This is a genomic window from Clostridium gallinarum (assembly GCF_014836325.1).
In the GTDB taxonomy this organism is placed as follows: Bacteria; Bacillota; Clostridia; order Clostridiales; family Clostridiaceae; genus Clostridium; species Clostridium gallinarum.
In genome coordinates this window covers 26,170-47,395 of sequence record NZ_JACSQZ010000021.1, presented here as the reverse complement: position 1 = coordinate 47,395, position 21,226 = coordinate 26,170, and the positions used below count along the sequence as shown (strand labels likewise).

Here is a 21,226-nt window from a genome sequence, read left to right as displayed (position 1 = left end):
CATTTGTATTGAAGTCATTGGAAATATAAATGTTAGAGATATTGAAATTATAAGTGGAAATATAAAAATCTTAAAAGAAGCAGGATTTTTAATAGCAATAGATGATTTTGGAATAGAATATTCAAATTTAAATATTATACAAGACTTAGATATAGATATAATAAAAATAGATAAAATTTTTACTGAAAATATGGACAAGAGTATAATAAGAAGTGAAATAATAATTTTTATTTCAAGAATAGCAAAAGCAGAGGATAAATTTATTGTTCTAGAAGGTATTGATAAAATAGAACAAGAGAAAAAGATTAAAGAAATAGATAATGATAAGTTATGTGTACAAGGTAACTTATATGATGAAATAATTAAATAAATAATATGAAAAAGTGTCTAATTAGTAGGCACTTTTTTTGTATCCTTATGTAGAGAATTTTTAGGAAAAAAATAATAAAAATTACAAATTATTATATATAATTAAATTATGGAAAGAAAATAATCTAATATGATTTATTTGAAGAAAATAATAATGAAATAAGGGTGATTAAATTGAAAAAATTTATGGATGAGAACTTTTTATTATCTAATCAAACAGCTATAGATTTATATCATAAATACGCTAAGGATATGCCTATAATAGACTATCACTGTCATATAGATCCAAAGGAGATATATGAAAATAAAAAATTTAAAAATATTACTGAGGCTTGGTTATATGGGGATCATTATAAATGGAGAGCAATGAGAAGTAATGGAATAGATGAAAAGTATATTACTGGAGATGGAAGTGATTATGATAAATTTGTAGATTGGTCAAAAACATTACCAATGGCTATAGGAAATCCACTTTATCACTGGGCACATTTAGAACTTCAAAGATTTTTTGGAATATATGATGTTATAGATGAAGATACAGCTCCATTAATTTGGGAAAAGGCAAATAAATTACTTAATGGAGAAGGTTTTAATGTAAGAGATTTAATTAAAAAATCAAATGTTAAAGTGATCTGCACAACAGATGATCCAACTGATACATTAGAATATCATTTAAAGCTTAAAGAAGATAAAAGCTTTGATGTAAAAGTTTTACCAACATTTAGACCTGATAAAGGTATGGAAATAAATGCAGAAGGCTTTGCTTCATGGGTAAAAAATTTAGAAAAAGTATCTAAAGTTAAAATTAACAGTTACGATGAATTTTTAAAGGCATTTGAATCAAGAATAGAATATTTCCATTCAGTTGGATGTAGAATATCAGATCACGGTATGAATAATACAGTATTGTATTCAGAGGTTTCAAAGGAAGAAGCAGAAGCAATATTTGAAAAGGGTTTAGAAGGTGATGGAGTAAGCTTAGAAGAAGAAAAGAAATATAAGACTTACACATTTAGATTTTTAGCTAAACATTATTACAGACTTGGATGGACAATGCAACTTCATATTGCAGCACTTAGAAATAATAATACAAGAATGAAGGAAGAACTAGGAGCAGATACTGGATTTGATTCTATAAATGATGAAAGTATAGCTTATCCTCTTTCTAGACTTTTAGATTCATTAGATAGAGAAAATTCTCTTCCTAAAACTATTTTATATACTTTAAATCCAAAGGATAACTATGTTTTAGGAACTATGCTAGGAAACTTCCAAGGTGATGGAATTCCAGGGAAAATACAATTTGGATCTGCTTGGTGGTTTAATGATAATAAAGATGGAATGATTGAACAAATGAAGGCATTAGCTAACCTTGGATTATTAGGTCGCTTCGTTGGAATGTTAACTGATTCTAGAAGTTTTTTATCATACACAAGACATGAATATTTTAGAAGAATATTATGTAATTTAATTGGAGAATGGGTTGAAAATGGGGAAGTACCAGACAATCAAAAATTACTTAAGAAAATTGTAGAAGGTATATGTTATAACAATGCTAATGAATATTTCGGTATTAAATAAAAGTATAAGTCTAAAAAACATATAAGCCAATGAAAGAGGTGTAGGATTAATGGATGTAATTACTATAGGAGATGCTATGATTGCAATGTGTCCTAGGGAAAAGGGACCAATAATATTTTCAGATACTTTTAAAAGAAAAGTAGGTGGGGCAGAGCTAAATGTTGCAATAGGATGTGCAAGATTAGGATTAAAAGCAGGTTTTATAAGTAGACTTGGTAATGATGATTTTGGAAAATATATATTAAAAACTATTAGAGGAGAAGCTATTGATATTTCAGAAGTTAAGCTTGTAGAGGGATATCAAACTTCAGTATATTTTAGAGAAGTTTTATCAGATGGATCTAGTAGATCATTTTATTATAGAGAAAACTCACCAACAAGTACAATGAAATGTGAAGAATTAAATGAAGAATATCTTAGATCGGCAAAAATACTTCATATCACAGGAGTATTTCCTTCAATAACTAAAAATAATCAAGAAATTATATTAGAAGCAATAAAATTAGCAAAGAAAAACAACTTAATTATCTCTTTTGATCCTAATATAAGATTAAAAATGTGGACAAAGGAAGAAGCAAGGTCTTATATAGAGAAAGTATTACCTTATGTAGATATCATTCTAGTTGGTGATGAAGAAATAGAAATATTATTAGGTGATACAACTATTGAAAATGCAATAAAAACTTTCCATGACTATGGAATAGGAAAAGTTGTGATTAAAAAAGGTGCTAAAGGAGTTGTTGGATCAGATGGAAATAGTATTTATGAAGTGGATGCTATTAAACCTAAAGCTTTAATAGATACTGTAGGGGCAGGAGATGGATTTGCAGCAGGATTTTTGACAGCCTTATGTAAAGAGAAAACTTTTAAAGAATGTGTTGAATTTGGAAATGCAGTTGGCTCTCTAGTAGTAGGGGTCGAAGGTGATAATGAGGGGTTACCTTATTATGATGATGTTTTAGTACATTTAGGACAAGTAAAGAAAATAGAGCGTTAGACTTTTTTTATTCTTTAGGAAATTATAAAGATGTTACCCTGTTAATAACAGTTTTATAATTTCCATCCTTTAGTTTGTAAGTGTTAAAATATCATAGCAAGGTGACTTGGAGCGCATGCGACGGAACCTAGATATGATACTTTAACATTTTTTTATGAGTTAAAAGCAATTTAATAAGAGAAGTAAAAATGAATATAAAAGATGAGGTATAAAAGATGTTTGAAAAAATATATAATATATTTAAAGAAGAAAAAGCTGTAGCTGTTATTAGAACTAAGACATATGAAGAGGCTAAAGAAATTAGTATAGCAGCAATTGAAGGTGGTATGAAAATCATAGAAATAACTATGAGTGTACCAAACGGACCTAAATTAATAAAAGAATTAAAAGATAATTACAAGGATATATGCGTTGGTGCAGGAACAGTTTTAAGTAAAGATGCTGTAGATGAATGTATTGAAAATAATGCAGATTTTATTGTTTCTCCTTGTGTTGATGAAGAAATAATAAATTATTCAAAAGAAAGAAAAATATTAATAATTCCAGGATTAATGACAATGTCAGAAGTAAATAAAGTATATAAATTAGGGATAAGATTTATAAAAATATTCCCAGGAAATGTTGTTGGAAAGGGCTTTATAGGTGCAGTTAAATCAATATTTGAAGATATTAATATAATGCCAACTGGTGGAGTAAATAAGGATAATATCACTGAATGGATAGAAATTGGAGCGGATTGTAGTGGAATTGGTAGTGATTTAAATAAAGTTTATAAAGCTATGGGAGCTTCTGGTGTAAAAGAATATTGTAGTGAAGTTATAGCAAAAGTGAAAAAGTAATTTTTTAATTAAATTTTTATTTAATCGAATTATATAAAGAGATAGTATAATTAAAAAATATATAATAAAGCCACTCAGTTTATGAGTGGCTTTATTATATATTTTTTATATTATTTACAAACCAAGCTACAGTTAAGAATATAATCAATATATTTTTGAAGTTATAAACTTTAAATATCTGAGTGTAATATCTCTTTTGCTTATTTAATTTTTTAATTTCTTTCTTTTAGCTTTGAAGTGATTCTTTAATTTTGTGATGACTTGGAGCAAATGTGATGAGATAAGCAAAATTATATAGGTGTAGGTTCACTTTTTAGTAAAATTTATGTTAAGGATTTAGTGGTAACTTATATAAGAGTAAAACTTAAGTTAAAAAATGTTAAAAAATTCAAGAATGTAAAATTATTGTTATATAATCCTTTTGTAAATACATTGCAAGGGGGATTTGTAAATGATAAAAAGAACTAAAAGGGTAATTGCTGCAATAATGTTAGGTGTTATGATTTCATCTACAAGTAATACTGTATTTGCAGCTGTAAATGATGGTTGGACTGAAGCATCTCAAACAGAAGCTGCAAAAAATGGAGCTTGGGAAGAATGGTGTGAAAAATGGGAAACTATAAAAAATGATTGGACTCAATTATCTATAGCACCAGGAAAAAATGAAAGCGAATTAAATTTTGCTTGGTACTCCAAAACAGATGAATCATCACCTAAGGTAAAGATAAGTAAGAATAAGGAGATGAGTGATGCTGTTGAATTTGATGGGGCTCAAAGTAGTGCAGTTCCTGGATATTTATCAAATAAGGTTACTGTAATAGGACTTGAAAATAATACTAAGTATTTTTATAGCTATGGCACAAATGGAAATTGGAGTGAAGCTATAGAAATTAATACTCAAAATACTGAAAAGTTTAGTTTTATTTTAGTAGGAGATCCTCAAATTGGATCATCATTAAAAAATACAGCTACTGGTGAAAGTGAAGCTATAGGTCAAGATAAGTCTGTAAGAAATGATACTTTTAACTGGAACAATACTTTAAGTAAGGCTTTATCATTATTTCCAAATACAAGTTTTATGATTTCAGCAGGGGATCAAATTTCTATAAGAAATAAAAAAGCTACTACAGAAGAAGCTTTAGTTTATACAGAAAATGAAATTGAATATGCAGGATATTTAAGCCCAGATGCATTAAAATCTTTACCTACAGCTACAACTCTTGGAAATCATGATGCTGTTAGTGGAAATTATTCATATCATTTTAATAATCCTAATGCAAGTGAACTAGGCTCAACTATAGGTGGTGGAAATTACTATTACACATATGGAAATACATTATTTATTAATTTAAATACAAATAATAGAAATATAGCAGAGCATAAAAAGTTTATAGAAGAGGCTGTAAATAGTGCTAAAGACTCAACGTGGAGAGTTATTACACTTCATCAAGATATTTATGGTTCAGGAGAACATTCAAATGAACCAGAAATTGTAGAACTTAGATATTCTTTAGTTCCTATATTTGAAGAAAATAATATAGATCTTGTTTTAACAGGACATGATCACACTTATGCAAGATCAAAAATCTTAAAGGGTGGAGTAATAGATGAACAAACATTTATAAGTGAAGAAGAATATGAAGATTTCTTTGATGAAGAATTTGAAAGTGGATATGAAAATTTAGTAACTGATAAAGCTTATTTAGATTATCTAGCAAGTATTGAAGATAAAAATGCTGTAGTAACCAATCTTAATATTGAAGCTGGTAAAGTAGTTAATCCTGATGGAATACTTTATATAACTGCAAACTCAGCATCAGGTAGTAAATATTATGACAATGTTCCAAGACAACAAGCTTATATAGCAAATAGATGGCAAGAAGATGTTCCAACTTTCTCAAGTATAAATGTTAATGAAGTAAGCTTATCTATAAGCACTTATAGAACAGATACTATGGAAAAAATAGATGAAACTTATACTATAGTAAAATCACTTGATAAGACAAACTTACTTGATTTAATAAAGATTGCAGAAGAAAAAATTAAAACTGATTATACATCATCATCTTGGATTTTATTTGAAGGAGCTCTTGCTAATGCAAAGGCTGTATCAGCTCAATCAGATGCTACTTCTGATATAATAACTAAAGCCTATACAGATTTAAATACAACTATGAATTCTCTTGTATTACAAGGAAATAAAGAAAAATTAAATTCAGTAATAGAAGAAGCTACAAAGCTACTTGAAGGAGCTGTTATAGGAAGTGAAGAAGGTAATTATAAATTAGAAGATAAAGAAATTTTAGTATTAGCGATAGAAGAAGCTAAAAGTGTAGCATCTTCAAATGAAGCTAGTCAAACAGTTGTAGATGAAGCGGTTACTAAATTAGAAGAAGCAATTAAAACTTTTAAATCAAAAGTAATAGTAAAAGAGAACACTTCAGTAGAAAATAACGAAAATACTAATTCAGATAAAAATGAAAACAACAATTCAAATAGTAACAATAATTCTAATAAAGGAAATGCAACTGTAAATACAGGAGATTCATATAATATATATGTATATGGAGTTTTAGCATTATCAATACTAGGTTTAACTATATTAAAGTTTAAGAAAATAAAAATAAAAAAAGAAGCTTAATTAAAAGAAATTAAAAAGGAGTTGGCTAAGTCAGCTCCTTATAAAAATCCGAAGGATTTTTTCCTTAATTCTTCATTATTAATTTTAAATTTTTCATTATACTAGGGGGTATTATGTTAGGTAGCTTATTAAGCAGTAAAAATATTAAGAGGAATATATTATTTGGAGTCATTATTTTATTATTTTTTATATTTTTATACTTTTTCAATAAAATAGATAAGGTAGAATTAATTAATCGTTTAGGGACGAGTTATGAAAAGGCTGTAGTTGTAGAAATACTAGAAGATAATATTCAAGAGGATGGTTCTAGAATTGGATATCAAAAGATAAGGGTTAAATTATTAAGTGGAGATTTAAAAGGGGACATATATGATTCTACTAGTTTTGCTGGAAATCTTTATGGTGCAGATTGTACAGTAGGAATGAAGGTAATAGTAGGAGTAAGTGAGTACGATAGTGATGTAACTTTATCTGTATATAGTTTTTATAGATCAAATATTATTTATATATTTGTAGGATTCTTTTTAATGATGCTTTGGTTAATTGGTGGTAAAAAAGGTTTTAAATCAGCAATTGGGTTAATATTCACGTTCATATGTATAATATATTTATTTTTACCGATGTTATACAATGGTTATTCCCCATTTTTATCGGCAGTAGTTGTAATAATATTAGTATCTATTGTTTGTTTATATTTAATAGATGGAATAAGTAAAAAATCAATTTCAGCAATGATTGGTACAATACTTGGAGTAATTATAGCAGGAGTATTTGCAGCAGGCTTTGGATATTTTGCTAAAATATCAGGATATAACGTTTCGGAAATAGAGGAGCTAGTATTTCTAGCTAATAATACAAAGTTACGAGTTGGTGGGATTTTATTTGCAGGAATATTAATTGCTTCATTAGGAGCTGTTATGGATGTTAGTATGTCTATAGCATCTACAATTAATGAAATACAAATTCATAATCCAGAGATATCAAAGGGTGAGCTTTTTAAATCTGGAATAAATGTTGGAAAAGATATGATGGGAACTATGTCTAATACTCTAATATTAGCGTTTACAGGTGGATCAATAAATACTCTTATTTTAAATTATGCGTATAATTTAAAATATAATCAATTAATTAATATGTACGATATTGGAATTGAGATAATGCAAGGAATTTCAGGAAGCTTAGCAGTTATTTTAGCAGTTCCATTAGTTTCATTTATTTCATCTTGGCTACTAACAACTAATATTAAAAGAGGTGTTAGCAATAAATAAGAAGTTTATAAATATAGTAAAAATAATTTTATATTTTATTATAATAGTTTGTTTAATAATTATAGGAATTAAAAAGTATAATTATTATAAATCTGATAAGACCTATGATAGCATTAGAGAAATAAAAAATAATAATGTTGTAAGTACTGAGGAAAATAATAAGCTTAATCATATGTATGAAGAACTTAAAAGTATAAATCCTGATTATAAATTTTGGATTACTGTAGAAGAGACTGTAATAGATTATCCTGTAGTTAAAGGAGAGGATAATGATTTTTACTTAAGCAATGATTTTTATAAGGAAAATAGTATTTCAGGAGCAATATTTTTAGATTATAAAAATACTTTAGAAGATAAAAATTTAATTTTATATGGTCATAATATGAGAGATGGAAGTATGTTTGCAGCTATAAATAAGTTTAAGGAAAAGGACTTCTTTGATAGTGGAAAAATAAAAATAGTTACAGAAAATGAAGAGAGAAGCTATGAAGTTTTTTCTGTATTTGTAGAAGCGGCAAACGACATTAATTTAAAAAGTAATTTTATTAGTGAAGAAGATTATATTAAATACATTAATGAGCTTAAGAAAAAATCGTATTATAAAAATAATATTGATAGTGATTTTTCTAATATAATTACCCTTTATACCTGTAGCTATGAGTTTGAAAATGCTAGAACTATAGTATGTGCTGTATTAAATTAAAAAATTTATAAAGGAAATAATATTATTCATTGAATTTATCAATATAAATAAAAATTTCATGTAAACATTGACAAAGTGAAATAAGGCTTGTATAATAAAACCATAACATATGGATTGTTACTGATAGCGCAGGCAAGACCTAACATTAAACTGATTTATATTTCTAGTTTAATTTAGGTCTTTTTTGTACAAATTTTAGGGTTGGGAGATTATACTAATGAAAATTATCAGGTTGTTTAATAACAATATAGTAGCTACTATTACTGATGATAATAAAGAAGTGATAGTACAAGGTTCAGGTATTGGATTTAAGAAAAAGGTTGGCGATTTGATAGAGGAAGATAAGATAGAAAAAAGATATTTTATAGAAGATGAAAGTAAAAGCAAGTTTAATGAGATTTTTGAAAATACTCCAATTGAATATTTTCAAGCTGTTGAAGAAATAATTGGAATTGCAAGTAAAGAATTAGATATAAAACTTAGTAGTCAAATTATTATATCTTTAACTGATCATATTTTCTGTGCAGTGGAAAGACTTAAAGAAGGATTAATTCTACCTAACCTTATGAGTAACGAAATTAAATCCTTATATTCTGAAGAGTATAAAATTGGTTTAAGAGCATTAGATATAGTAGAGAAATATACAGGAGAAAAATTACCTGTTGATGAAGCAAGTTATATAGCAATACATATTGTAAATGCATGTTTAGATATTGGAACTAATAATACGAGAAAGATTTTAGTCTTATGTTCTGGAGTTTCAAAAATATTAAAAGAAATTTATAATATAGATTTAACAGAAAATAGATTAGATTATTCAAGATTAACTACTCATTTAAAATTCTTAGCACAAAGAATAATAACTGATTCTACAAAAACAATAGACGAAGTAGATGATTTATATGATTTACTTAAAAGAAAAGAGTCAAAGTTAGAGCTTTGTGTTGAAAAGGTAGAAGAGTATATAAAAACTACTTTTAATTATGAAATTTTAAAACAAGAAAAAGTTTATTTAATGGTACATTTATTAAAAGTTATAAGAGATTAGGATTGTTACTGGTAAAGCAGGCTAGACCTAGATTATATTTAGAAAAATTTTCTTAAGTATAATTTAGGTCTATATTTTTTATCCTTATTAAAACGTTTTCAAATTTAAAATATAATTTTATTTCGAAAGGAAGAGAAAGTATGAAAGAAAAATTTTTAGCATCGGCAGAGAAATTTGCAAAGGCTATGGTTCAACCCCTTATGTATCTTTCAGTGGCAGGTATGATTTTAATTTTAGGTGTTCTTTTAACTAACACAACAGTTAATCAATTTTTACCATTTTTAAAATGGACACCAATCCAATTAGTAGGAAAGCTGATTTATGAATGCATAATGATTTTAGTTAATAATTTAGGAATAATTTTTTGTATAGGAATTGCAGCAGCTTTAGCTAAAAAGGAGAAGCATCAAGCATCGATTATATCCTTTATGTCTTACTTAATGTTTTTAAAAGCAAATAATATTACTTTAAAAACTTTTGAGATGTTAAAAACTCCAAATGAAATGTTAGGTTTAATAGGTACTGGACAAGCTTCAGTTTTAGGAATTCAAGTATCTGACATGGGTGTATTTAGTGGAATAATTATTGGTTGCTTAGTAGGATATATATTTAATAAATCTTGCGATTCTAAGTTTAAAGGTTACTGGGCAATGTATTCAGGAACTAGATTCTCATTTATATTAATGATTTTAGTAAGTTTAGCTCTAGGAGTTATGGTTACATTTGTATGGCCAGTAGTCGCTCAAGGAATACAAGCTTTAACAGTACTAATTAAAAATAGTGGAAGCTTTGGATTATTTATATATGGTTTCTTAGAAAGATTACTTATACCAACAGGTTTACATCACTTAGTTTATGTTCCATTCCAATTCACAGATATTGGTGGAGTAATGCAAGTTGGAGAGCAAACTGTAGCTGGTGCTTATGCTATAACAATTGCTGAGTTTGGTAATCCATCAGTAACAAAGTTCTCAGATACAATTTATTATATGGCAACTGGTTTTACTAAAACTTTTGGTTATATAGGTATAGCATTAGCATTCTATAAAACTGCATTTAAAGAAAATAAGCAAAGTGTTAAGGCGCTATTAATGCCTTTAGCAATTACAGCTTGCCTTTCTGGTGTAACAGAGCCATTTGATTTCTTATTTATATTTGCAGCACCAGTATTATATGTAATTCACTCAGCAATAGCTGGTTTATTCATAGTATTATTAAAAGTATTTAATGTAACTTCAATGCTAGGTGGAGGAATAATAACAATAACTCTAAATAACCTTATAGCAGGAGTTCAAAAGACAAATTGGCCAATAATGTTTGTTTTAGGTTTAGTTCAAATAGCTGTTTACTTCGTATTATTCTCATTCATAATTAAAAAGTTTAATCTTAAAACTCCAGGAAGAGAAGAAGTTAGTAGCGAAGATGCTAAAGTTAATAAAATAGGAAATAAAGTTGGAGCTAGAGAAGCCTTAGCAATAATAAATGGTTTAGGTGGAAAAGAAAATATAGTAAATGTAACTAATTGTTTCACTAGATTAAGAGTAGATGTTAAAGATCTTTCTTTATTAAATGAAGAAGAAATAAAAAAATGTAAAAATAGTGGAATAGTTAAGAGGGGAAATAATGTTCAAATTATATTTGGAATTGAAGTACCTGATGTACGTAAGGAAGTTGAAGATGTATTAGCAACTCTTTAACTTAAAAATTTAGTTATCAAGTGAATATATTTAAGTTTTAGTTAGCTTGATATAAGAAAAATTAAAAGCTTATATATGTTCAAATTTTATAGATTAATTATAGCAAAAGAAGGAGATGTGTAGATATGATAATAACAATAGTAGGTGGAGGAAGTACTTTCACTCCAGGAATAGTAAAATCAATAGCATTAAGAGAAAAGGACTTAGAAGCAACAGAAGTAAGATTATTTGACATAGATGAAGAAAGACAAAATAAGGTCGCTGTTGTAGTAGATTATATTTTAAAAGAATTAAATTCAAATATTAAATTAACTGTAACTACTGATAAAGAAACTGCTTATAAAGATGCAAGCTTTATATTTGCTCAAATGAGAGTTGGTAAGTATGCTATGCGTGAAATGGATGAAAAGATTCCACTAAAGCATGGATGTGTTGGACAAGAAACTTGTGGTTGTGGTGGATTAGCTTATGGACTTAGAACTATATTCCCAATGATGGAAGTTATAGATGATGTTGAAAAATATGCAGCTAAAGACCACTGGATATTAAATTACTCAAACCCAGCAGCAGTAGTTTCTGAAGCTTGTAGAGTTTTAAGACCTAATGCAAGAATAATAAATATTTGTGATATGCCAATAGCTATCTTAGAAATGATTGGTAAATGTTTAGGTGATGTAGATTACTTAAAGATGGATTATAAATACTTTGGATTAAATCACTTTGGATGGTTTACTGAAATTACTTATGAAGGAAGAGATATAATTAAGGAAGTTCGTGAATACTTAAATGAAGTTGGAACTTTAATGCCAAGACAATATGTAGAAGCTATGAAGAAAAATCCATTTAAAGAAGGAGAAAGACATGCTTCTCAATCATGGATTAAGGTTTGGAACAATATGAAGACTATGATGGATTTATTCCCAGATTATTTACCAAACACTTATTTACAATATTACTTATTATCTAAAGATGTAGTAGAACATTCAGATGCAGAATGGACTAGAGCAAATGAAGTTATGATGAGCCGTGAAAAGAATTTATTTGAAGGGGTAGATCATTACCTAAAGACAGGAGAAATAACAAAGGATGCATTCTATCATGGAGCACATGGAAACTTTATTGCAGATTTAGCTGTATCTATTAAAAATGACTTAAAACAAAAGTTTATAGTTATTGAACCTAATAACGGAAATATTCCTAATATAGATGATGATGTTATGGTAGAATTACCAGCACTAATGGGTAAAAATGGAGCGGAAGTTATTAAGATTGATGCAATTCCAACTTTCCATAAAGGATTAATGGAACAACAAGTAGCTTCAGAAAAATTATTAGTTGAAGGAGCAATTGAAGGTTCATATGCTAAGGTACTTCAATCATTCGCTATGAATAAAACAGTTCCATCAGCATTAATTGCTAAAGATATATTAGATGATATGATAGAAGCAAATAAAGAGTTCTGGCCTGAACTTAAATAGATTGAAAAAAAGGGGTTGTCTTAGACAGCCTCTTTTTCATTTAAAAACATAATACTATAAGGAAAGTTCATTTTATATGTTCTAGGATTCTAAATTTTATTAGACTCATGTCAGGCCTAAATCATACAATCGTAACCATACAATTCGATATAATATAAGCATTAATGATTCTGGAACATTTGCTCCACATGTAGCTCAAATAGTAGCTGTGGGAGAAGATAAAGATCCTGAAACTCAAATTGAAAATGCTAAAGTTTATAACAATACATTTATTTCTAATAAAGATGCTCATCCAGTATATAAAGGAAATGAGGTGACTTATACTAATAACATTTGGTATTTTACAAATTCAAATTTAGCAAGTAGAACTTCACCTTTTGATTTTGGTGAAAATTCAACATTTAACAATAATGTATATTATGGAATTAATCAACCTAATAAAAATGGCATTTCAGTGGATTCTAATGCTAAAGTTATTAATCCTCAATTTATGAATGAAAATATATTTAGCAATTCTAAAGATGAAGTATTTCAAGCTGTTAAATTAAAAAGTATATCTCCATTAATTGGATCAGGTGTATCTTTAGAAGATAATGGGGGATTAGATTTCTATGGATATAGTATAATTAAAGGAAATATAAATATTGGCGCTTATAATGGTTTAGGACATGAAACGGTAAAGGTTCCTTATAGTGTGAATTCAACAAGTGATGAAGTAAAGAAATATTTAAGTAGTGGGGATCTACAAACAGATGTTATTAATGAAACTCCTATAGAAGCTAATAGTAAATGGGTTAATACCACATTTAATCAAGAGCCATTAGTTTATACAAAGTCAAATGGTGCTTATGTTAAGTTTGAATGGAGTGGAACTGGAATTACACCAATATTAAAATCAGGTGCAGGTGCTGGTGAAGGCGTGATAGAAGTATATACAAAGGATAATATGAGTACACCATTTAAGGTTATTAATATTAATACTTATAGTGAGAATCCTAATTTAATAAAAGTAAAAGATTTTGAAAATATGTTTGAAAAAGATACTGACTGCATAATTATAGTAAAAAATAGTAGTACAAGCCAAAAGGCATTAAATGTAGTTAAATTTAATGTAGATGTAAATGAAAGTCTAAGTAGTGAGTGTGAAGTTAATACATTAGAAAACGTATTTATGAATAGTGGAAAGTATGTTATTTCATATTATGATGATAGTATAAGTATTCCTTTAACATCATCATATGCTATTGATTCTTGTAAAGAAATTAATAGTGAAGTAGTAACAACTTATAAAGTAATTAGTGGAGAAGGAATTATTACAGGGAATACTTTAATAGCTAATAATCCAGGAATAATAGAAGTTGAAGTAACTGTAGAGTATAAAGAGCAAATAGTTAAAAAACAAGCTCAATATGTAGTAACTAAAGCTAAGAAGCCACAAGTTAATGAAAAACCTGTTGATTCAACAATACCCAAAGCTGGAACTTATGAAGCTGAAGATAAATTGGTCAATAAGAGTGGAACATTTGTTACTATAGAATCAAGTACTGCTTCTAAAGGTACACAATTAAAAACTGATAAAAAAGATGACAGTATAGGATTATCTTTTTATGGAAATAAGATTTCTGTTTATGGCAGAAAAGCTGTAGGGACAGCAATTTTAAGAGTAGAAGTATATTTATTAGAAGATGGAGAAGAAACCCTTATAGAAACTAAAGAAGTTGATTGTTATAGAGACATTATGGAAGATCAAGCATTAATTTATGAAAAGGAATTTGATTTAAATAATTCGTATAAGATTAAAGTATTAAATACAAGAACTCAAAATCCTAGTGCAAATGGATCATATAATATGATAATAGATTATTTTGTTGTTGAAGAGAAGATGGAAGGTATAGAGGTTAATAAAGATGAATTAATAAAAACATTAGAGCAAGCAGAAGCTATTAATTTAGATAATTATACAGATGAAAGTACAGCAGCATTAATTGATTTAATTGAAAATGCTAAAATATTATTAAATGATGAAAGTGCATTACAAGAAGATATAGATAAATTAAAAATAGATATTCTAGAAGCAATTGATAATCTTATTGAGAAGGAAGATAATATTGTATTAATTGATAAGGAAGCTTTAGAAATAGTTATAGATTATGCAGAAGAAGTAAAGATAAATGGTGGACTTGAAAATGTTGTTCCCGCTGTATTTAATGAGTTTGAATCTGCATTAGAAGAAGCTAAGATAATTTTTGATAAGGAATATGTAAGTCAAGAAGAAGTTGATACAGTTATAAAGAGATTAGTTGAAGCAATTCATATGTTAGATTTCAAGCAGGGGGATAAAACTCAACTAATAAAGCTAGTTAAAATTATAAATGCATTAGAGAAAGATAAGTATAAGCCTTCTACTTGGTCTACATTAGAACTTCAACTTAGTGAAGCTAATATGGTAATAGAAGATGAGAATGCAATGGAAGAAGAAGTAGCGAAAACTTATAAAAAATTAGTAAAAGCTTATCTTGATTTGAGATTAATACCTAATAAAGAAAAGTTAGAAGAGTTAATAAATAAAGCTAAAGTATTAGATTTGACTAAATATACAGAAGATTCAGTTGAAATTTTTAAAATAGCTTTATCAAGAGCGACAGAAGTTTTAAATAATAATGAAATAAATGAAGTCGATGTAGAAATAGCTACAAATAATTTGGTAAAATCAATTGATAATTTAGTAGCTAAGAGTGATGATAGTAGTAAAAATGATAAAAATACTGAAGAATCTAATAAAGAGGAAAATAATAATGGTGATAATGGAAATAATGATAAAAATGATGTAAACAATGGTGGCACAAAAAATAATGGAAATAAAGAAAATAATAAGTTACCTACTACCGGAGGAATAGATACCATTTACTTTTCAACCGTTTCAATTATTTCAATTTTATTAGGTGCTATACTATCCAAAAAGAAAAGATAATTTATAACAATAGTAAGAGTAGATAAATTTATATATAATTTATTTACTCTTTTTAATTTTACAAAATTAGATTTAGTAACTAATAATTATCTAATATTAAACAATCTTGCGAACATAACAGTGATGTATAGACAAAAATTTATTTTATAGATATAATTAACTATATGTTGTTTACATTAAATGTAAAATATAGAAATAAAAGCATTTTAAATTGTGGTAGGAAAGAGGGTAAAAGTATAATTGGTGAGAGGAGAGATTTTATGATAAAGCGCAATAAGAAATTATTTGCACTAATAGTAGCTGTAGTATTAACAACTACATTAAGTGAAAATGTAGTATCTGCAGGTACTAACTTTTTTAGTAAGTTATTCGAAACTAAAGAACAATGGAAGAATCAACCTAATGTATATGAAGTAAATAGAGAAGAGGCACATTCAACTTTTGTATCTTATAAGAATAGCGAGACAGCTCTAGAATATGAAAAGAAACCAGTAGCAGAAAGAGGAATAAGGGTAAATTCTGATTATAATATGTTACTAAATGGTGAATGGGACTTTAATATAGTTGATAAGCCATCTTTAAGGCCTGATGTATCTGATGAAAATGGTTTTGACACTGATGGCTGGGATACAATAAAGGTTCCTAGTAACTGGCAGACTCAGGGGTATGATTATCCAATTTACACAAATATTAAATATCCTTGGACAAGTACTGAAAATCCAGATATAGGAGTTGCGCCAACTAAGTATAATCCTGTTGGAACATATCAAAGAAGTTTTGAGTTACCAGAAGGATGGAGTACAGATAGAAGAGTTTATGTATCATTTCAAGGTGTAGAGTCAGCATTTTATTTATGGATAAATGGTGAAGAAGTTGGTTATTCAGAGGATAGTTATACTGCAAAGGATTTTGATATAACTGATTATTTAAGAGAAGGAGAAAATATTATTTCTGTACAAGTATTTAGATGGTCAGATGCAAGCTGGCTTGAAGATCAAGATTTTATAAGATTAAGTGGTATATTTAGAGATGTATCCATATACTCAACTCCTGAAGTTCGCATAAGAGACTTTGAAGCAGTGGGAAATTTAGATGAAAATTATGAAGATGCTACATTAGATATTGAAGTTGATTTATCGAATTACTTAAAAAATAATGATGAATATACTATTGAAGCAAAACTTTATGATGCTGATTATAATGAAGTTTTTGATTCTCCTCTTAAAACTACAACTAATTTTGATGGGGAAACTGATTTAAATGAAAATGCTACTCGTAAGATTGTAAATATAAGTGGAGAAGTTACTAGTCCTAAAAAGTGGTCTGCTGAAGATCCAAATCTTTATACAGTAGTCATTGCTTTAAAAGATAAAAATGGAGTAGAAAAAGAGGCTGTAAGTACAAAAATAGGATTTAAGAAGGTAGAAATTAAAGATAAACAAATTTTAATAAATGGAAAACCTATTTATTTTAAAGGGGTAAACAGACATGAAACAGATCCAACTGATGGCAGAGCAGTTTCGGTTGAAAGTATGATTGAAGATATAAAAATAATGAAGGCTAATAATATAAATGCAGTTAGAACATCACATTATCCAAATAATCCTGCATTTTTAGAATTATGTGATGAATATGGATTGTATGTTGTTGATGAAGCAAATGTTGAGACTCATGGAGTTAGAGATAAAATTCCACAAAGTGTACCAGTGTGGAAAGCGCCAGTTATGGATAGGATAGAAAGTATGGTAGAAAGAGACAAAAATGTTGCATCAATTGTAATGTGGTCTTTAGGTAATGAAGCTGGTGGTGGAGAAATATTTAAAGAGGCAGCAGATTGGATAAGAGAAAATGAACCAACTAGACCTATTCATTATGAAGGAGATTATAGCAATAATACAACAGCATCAGATGTATTTAGTTGGATGTATCCATATCCAAGCACATTAGAATCTTTTGCAAGTAAGAATAAACCAGTAATTATTTGTGAATATCTTCATTCAATGGGCAATAGTGGCGGCGATTTAAATAAATATATGGAGATATTTGAAAAGTATGATAATCTTCAAGGTGGTTTTATATGGGATTTTGTAGATCAAGCTTTATATAAGGATATTGAAGAAGAGGTTTCTATAAAAGATTCAAGTAGTAATGGATTTACAGTTGATATTCAAAGTGGAGGATTAGAAGAAGGTAAAGAAGGAGAAGGTATCAAGGGATATGCCACTTTACCAAATGATTCAAAGTTAAATGTAACTGGCAAGGGTTTAACTGTTGAAGTTTCTGTAAAGCCTGAAGAATCTACAACAGATAGCACATTCGTTGCAAAGGGAGATACTCAATTCGCAATAAAGGAAACTGTTGATTTTCAGCATACAGGGAAGAGAGCTTTAGAATTCTTTATTTATGATGCTAATAAACCAGGTTCATATACACAATGGGTATCTGCTATGGTAACAGAATTACCGGAAAACTGGGTTGGTAATTGGCATGATATAGCTGGAACTTATGATGGTGAAACTATTAAATTATTTATAGATGGAAAGCAAGTATCAGAAACTAAATATAGTGGAGTAATTACGTCGTCTAATTATCCATTAACTATAGGAGGAGATGCTCAGGAAAATAGAAGAAGTAATGCAACAATAGATAATGTTAGACTTTATAATAGAGCATTATCACTTGAAGAATTAAATGATAAAACAAGAGATGCATCAGATTCATTACTTTGGGTTGATTTTGATAACCAAGTAACTAATAATCCAAGTGGAGATGATAAATATTTTGCATATGGTGGTGATTGGGGAGATAGTCCTAATGATGGAAACTTCTCTGGCAATGGGTTACTAAATGCAGATAGAACTCCAAAGGCACAGCTTTTAGATGTTAAGTATCACTATCAAGATATAGAGATGAAAGAGGTTGATATTAATAATGGAATAATTTCTATAGAAAATGAAAGTCTATTTACTAATATAAATAAGTATGATGCTGTATGGGAGCTTTATCAAGATGGAGCAATAATTAGCGAAGGAAAATTAGATGGCTTAGATATTGAACCATTAACAACTAAAGAGGTAGTGATTCCATTTAATGCTCCTGAAAATATAGATAATGGATCTGAATATTTTGTAACCGTAAGATTTAAGCAAAAAGAAGCTACAAAATGGGCAGATGTTGGATACGAAGTTGCAAAACAACAATTTATTGTTAACTTTGCAGATGAAGGTAAAGATTTGGTTGATGTGTCATCTATGGAAAATGTATCTTTAGAAGAATCTGATAGTGATATAAAAGTTTCAGGAAAAGGTTTTGAAGTTAATTTTGATAAATCAACTGGAAATATTGATTCTTTTAAGAATAATGGAGTAGAGTTACTAAGCTCACCAATAATACCAGATTTTTGGAGGGCTCCAAATGATAATGATAGAGAAAATGGAATGCCAAATAGAACAGCAACTTGGAAAAATGCTGGTGAAAATAGAACTATAGAAAATATTGATGTTATCTCTAATGAGAAAGTTGTAACAATTGCAGTTGATTCAACTCTTCCAACAACTACTGCGTCAAAATATAGTAATATTATAAAAATTTATGGTAATGGAGATGTTGTTATTACATCAAACTTAGAGCCGGGTTCATCATCACTTCCTGAAATACCTGCTATAGGTATGGAACTTAAAATGTCAAATGGATTTGAAAACTTACAATGGTTTGGAAGAGGACCAGATGAAAACTACTGGGATAGAAATATGAGCACTGATGTTGGGTTATATACTAGTAATGTAGATGATCAATTCTTTCCTTATTTAGAGCCACAACAAACTGGTAATAAGACTGATGTAAGGTGGATGACTTTAACTAATGAAGATGGAGTTGGATTAATGGCATCAGGAGATAATTTAATTGAATTCTCAGCCCTTCATTATAGTGAAGAAGAGTTATCTTCAAAGAGTCATCCATATAAGTTGGTTAAGGGTGATATTGAAGTTAATCTTAACTACAAGCAAATGGGGGTTGGAGGAGATGATGCTTGGGGAGCTAGGCCTCATGAAGACTTCCAATTGAAATCAAATAAAAATTACACTTATAGAATGAGACTTAAAGCAATTAATTTAAATGATGAAGATCCAATGGAAGTTAATAAGAAAGCATTATCATATGAATTAGCTGAAAATCAAAATATATCAATATCTGGAATAAAGGGGATTAAGCCAGAGCTTCCAAATAAAATAACAGTTGACACGGTTGATGGAATTAGCAAGGAAGTTAGCGTTACTTGGAATGAAATTAGTGAAGAAAGCTATAATAAAGTAGGAGAATTTACTGTTGAAGGAACAATAGAAAGAACTACAAATAAAGTTATAGCTACAATAACAATAAAAGAAATTGCTAGTACAGGCACAATAAGTGCTAAATTGGGAAATTTAGTTACTTTACCATCAGAAATTCTTATAAATTATACAGATGAATCAAAATCTTACGCAAATGTAATTTGGGAGCCTCTTGATCATATGATATTTGAAAAAGAAGGAGTCTACACTATAAAAGGAGCTGCTAATATTTCTGGAAATAATGTAGAAATATCAACAAAGGTAAATGTTGCTGAAGGTTACTATGCTAGTGATATTGCATGGAAAAGTGCAACAATTGGATGGGGAACAATTAAAAAGGATCTATCTGTAGATTCAAATCCATTAAGATTAATAGTTGGCGATAAGGTTACAACCTTTAGTAAAGGTATAGGAACACATACTGACTCCACAATAATTTATGATGTATCAGGAAAAGACTATAAGTATTTCCAAAGCTATGTTGGAAATGATCAAGAAATGTCTGGAAGTAATAGTGATGGTATTCAATTTAAAGTTTATGTTGATAATAATTTAGCCTTTGATAGTGGTGTTATGAAAGCAAATGATCCTGCTAAATTTATTAATTTAGATATAGAAGGGATAAAGGAAGTCAAATTAGTAGCTGACAAGGTTGGTAATAATGGTAGTGACCATGCTGATTGGGCGGAAGCATTATTTGTTAAAGCGGCAGAAGAACAATTAGATAATAGTTTAAATGAATTAATCAGCTCAGCACAAGAAATTTATGATAATGCTGTAGAAGGTACAAAGATTGGAGAATATCATTTAGGAGCTAAATCTAGTTTAAATTTGGCAATAGAAAAAGCTATAAATGATAGTGAGAATGCGACAAATGAAGAAGTTCAAGCTATTAAAGATCAGTTAAATTTAGCTATAGAAAGATTTAATAGCTTAGTAATTACTGAAACTACAGGTGATATAAATAACAATGGAAAAATTAATATTGCTGATTTAGCTATAATTTCTAAGAATTACGGAAAGAAAAATTCTGATAGTAATTGGAGTAATATAGAGCATCTTGACTTAAATAAAGATGGAGTTATAGAAGATTACGAAATCAATTTTGTCACTAAGATAATTTTAGATAAGTAATATATTTTAATAGAGCTGTTGTAAGACAGCTCTATTAAAATATAGAGTATAAAATAAATATATAGAACATTAATAGATATTGTATGAAAAGATAATTAGTTTATTGAAAAGATTTACTTTCTATACTATAATAAATGTGAAAAACTATAAAATATATAAAAAAATGGAA

12 protein-coding genes are annotated in these 21,226 nt (G+C 28.3%); all 12 read left to right on the top strand.

The features are described from left to right. On the top strand, window positions 1-370 hold a 370-nt coding region (locus tag H9660_RS07570; RefSeq protein ID WP_191749768.1), incomplete at its 5' end, for an EAL domain-containing protein. 173 nt (window positions 371-543) lie between these two features. After that, window positions 544-1,950, top strand: coding sequence for a glucuronate isomerase (gene uxaC / locus H9660_RS07565; RefSeq protein WP_191749767.1), 1,407 nt, complete (start codon window positions 544-546; stop codon window positions 1,948-1,950). Between the two features lie 49 nt (window positions 1,951-1,999). After that, window positions 2,000-2,947: a sugar kinase gene (locus tag H9660_RS07560; protein WP_191749766.1), complete on the top strand. Its 948-nt coding sequence runs from the start codon at window positions 2,000-2,002 to the stop codon at window positions 2,945-2,947. Between the two features lie 215 nt (window positions 2,948-3,162). After that, window positions 3,163-3,786 carry a bifunctional 4-hydroxy-2-oxoglutarate aldolase/2-dehydro-3-deoxy-phosphogluconate aldolase gene (locus tag H9660_RS07555; protein WP_191749765.1) on the top strand — a complete coding sequence of 208 codons (624 nt, stop codon included), beginning with the start codon at window positions 3,163-3,165 and terminating at the stop codon, window positions 3,784-3,786. Window positions 3,787-4,237: 451 nt separating this feature from the next. Beyond that, a complete protein-coding gene (locus H9660_RS07550; RefSeq protein WP_191749764.1) occupies window positions 4,238-6,427 on the top strand; it encodes a purple acid phosphatase family protein in 2,190 nt (729 codons plus the stop codon). 113 nt (window positions 6,428-6,540) lie between these two features. Then, window positions 6,541-7,695: a YibE/F family protein gene (locus tag H9660_RS07545; RefSeq protein WP_191749763.1), complete on the top strand. Its 1,155-nt coding sequence runs from the start codon at window positions 6,541-6,543 to the stop codon at window positions 7,693-7,695. Next, a complete protein-coding gene (gene srtB / locus H9660_RS07540; RefSeq protein WP_341479577.1) occupies window positions 7,679-8,398 on the top strand; it encodes a class B sortase in 720 nt (239 codons plus the stop codon). The genes H9660_RS07545 and srtB overlap by 17 nt, the downstream gene beginning before the upstream one ends. Window positions 8,399-8,615: 217 nt before the next feature. Continuing rightward, window positions 8,616-9,446 carry a PRD domain-containing protein gene (locus H9660_RS07535; protein WP_191749762.1) on the top strand — a complete coding sequence of 277 codons (831 nt, stop codon included), beginning with the start codon at window positions 8,616-8,618 and terminating at the stop codon, window positions 9,444-9,446. Between the two features lie 140 nt (window positions 9,447-9,586). Further along, window positions 9,587-11,143: a PTS transporter subunit EIIC gene (locus tag H9660_RS07530; RefSeq protein ID WP_191749761.1), complete on the top strand. Its 1,557-nt coding sequence runs from the start codon at window positions 9,587-9,589 to the stop codon at window positions 11,141-11,143. Window positions 11,144-11,268: 125 nt separating this feature from the next. Then, entirely contained in the window at window positions 11,269-12,621 is a 1,353-nt protein-coding gene (locus tag H9660_RS07525; RefSeq protein WP_191749760.1) for a family 4 glycosyl hydrolase, read from the top strand. 208 nt (window positions 12,622-12,829) lie between these two features. Beyond that, window positions 12,830-15,592: an LPXTG cell wall anchor domain-containing protein gene (locus H9660_RS16595; RefSeq protein ID WP_191749759.1), complete on the top strand. Its 2,763-nt coding sequence runs from the start codon at window positions 12,830-12,832 to the stop codon at window positions 15,590-15,592. Window positions 15,593-15,852: 260 nt separating this feature from the next. Next, window positions 15,853-21,057, top strand: coding sequence for a glycoside hydrolase family 2 TIM barrel-domain containing protein (locus H9660_RS07515; RefSeq protein ID WP_191749758.1), 5,205 nt, complete (start codon window positions 15,853-15,855; stop codon window positions 21,055-21,057). The last annotated feature ends 169 nt before the right edge of the window (window positions 21,058-21,226 follow it).